Annotated in this window: 2 protein-coding genes and 1 pseudogene; 2 read left to right on the forward strand and 1 reads right to left on the reverse strand. The window is 69.0% G+C overall.

The annotated features are described in order from the left end of the window. Both GJ629_RS16595 and GJ629_RS15800 read left to right on the forward strand, forming a co-directional pair. Window positions 1-282 (forward strand): annotated as a pseudogene (locus GJ629_RS16595) (hypothetical protein); the annotation flags it as partial. A gap of 91 nt (window positions 283-373) precedes the next feature. Next, window positions 374-838: a histidine kinase gene (locus GJ629_RS15800; RefSeq protein ID WP_157513848.1), complete on the forward strand. Its 465-nt coding sequence runs from the start codon at window positions 374-376 to the stop codon at window positions 836-838. Here GJ629_RS15800 and GJ629_RS15805 read toward each other — a convergent pair. Further along, a complete protein-coding gene (locus GJ629_RS15805) occupies window positions 835-1194 on the reverse strand; it encodes a DUF5830 family protein (protein ID WP_370515943.1) in 360 nt (119 codons plus the stop codon). The genes GJ629_RS15800 and GJ629_RS15805 overlap by 4 nt on opposite strands. Window positions 1195-1387: the final 193 nt, after the last annotated feature.

The following is a 1387-nucleotide window of genomic DNA, read 5'->3' on the forward strand; positions in this document are numbered from 1 at the left end:
CGACGGTCGGCGGGCGACACCGGCGGCCGTCGGTCGAAACGCGACACCGACAGCCGGGCCGACAGCGAGGACCGACGCCGGAAACGCGACCGGGAGGCGTCCAAACAGTGGCCGAGCGAGCGCGAGGGCTCGACAGCGGACCCCCTCACGGAGGAGGACCTCGAAGCGGTCACTGAGCAACTGGCAGACCTCACCGAGGCCGTCAACAGACAGAACGAACTCCTCCGGAACCAACAGCAGGCGATCAAGCAACTCGTCGAGGAACTCAGGCAGGGCCGCTAGCCCGCCGACGGTCGTGCGCTGGCGACGGAAACCCAACGACTGCGCCCGACCGCGCTGATCTTTACGCCCGTCTCGTCGAACCGGGACTCGTATGTCGACGACGACAGAGACTGCGGAACCGATCAAGGTACGGGACGGAAACTGGAAGGCCGGAACGGCGGCAGGCATCGCCGGCGGCCTCGTGATGGGCGTCCTCGTCGCGGTGATGAACGAACCGACCGTGGCGGTCGCCATCCCGTCACTGTACGGGCTGGCGCCGCCCGCGAACGCGGCCGTCGGGATGGTAGTTCACGTCTCCCACGCGGCCGTGTTGGGAGTCGCCTTCGCCGGTATCGTCGGTGCGGTCGGCCTCGATGAACCACGGCGACTCGTCGGTGCCGGCATCGGTTGGGGCGTCCTCACGTGGGTCGTCCTCGCGGCGATGCTGATGCCGGTGTGGCTGAGTACCGTCGGGTCGCCGGCCTCACCGCCGTTTCCGAACGTCGCGCCGCCGTCGCTGGTGTGGCATCTGGCCTACGGTGGCGTCCTCGGAGCGGCCTACACCGCCCTCGATTAATCCTCGCGGCCGGTCACTTTCCGGATGCACGAGGAGCCGAACGGACCGACCTCGCCGGCGTCGAACCGGATGAAATAGCCAGTCGACAGCGACGACCCGCAGCGCCGGCAGTCGGCGTCGACGTCGCGTTCGACCACTTGGCTCTCGAAGCGGACGAACCCGTCGCCGGAGGGGCGAATGATGCCGTCCTCGCGGGTGAGGATCCCGCGGCGGTCGGCGGTGTCGAGAATCTCGCGGGTGAGCGCCGGGTCGGTCGTGACGCTCTCGATGCGGTCGACGGCGTCGGCGAGGTCCAACTGTTCGTCCTCCAGATGGGCCAGCAGCGTCACGCCGAGTTCGACCGTGTTTTCGGCCACGGCGAGGGAAACGTGGCGGTCGGTATTGAAACACACGGACCACAAGGGTTTCACTCCCGGGCGCGAACAGCCCCAACGATGGAGACGGCGACGCGCAGACAGGCGCTCGCAGGCCTCGCAGTCGCCGTGCTCGCGGTGGCCGGCGTCGCCGTGTTCTCGCCAGCCCGGGTCCTCGGGGCCGTCGCCGGCCTCG

Source organism: Halapricum sp. CBA1109, from assembly GCF_009741825.1.
In the GTDB taxonomy this organism is placed as follows: Archaea; Halobacteriota; Halobacteria; order Halobacteriales; family Haloarculaceae; genus Halapricum.

Coding starts and splice junctions, on each gene's coding strand:
- GJ629_RS15800 (WP_157513848.1), top strand. CDS start 374: ATGTCGACGACGACAGAGACTGCGGAACCGATCAAGGTACGGGACGGA.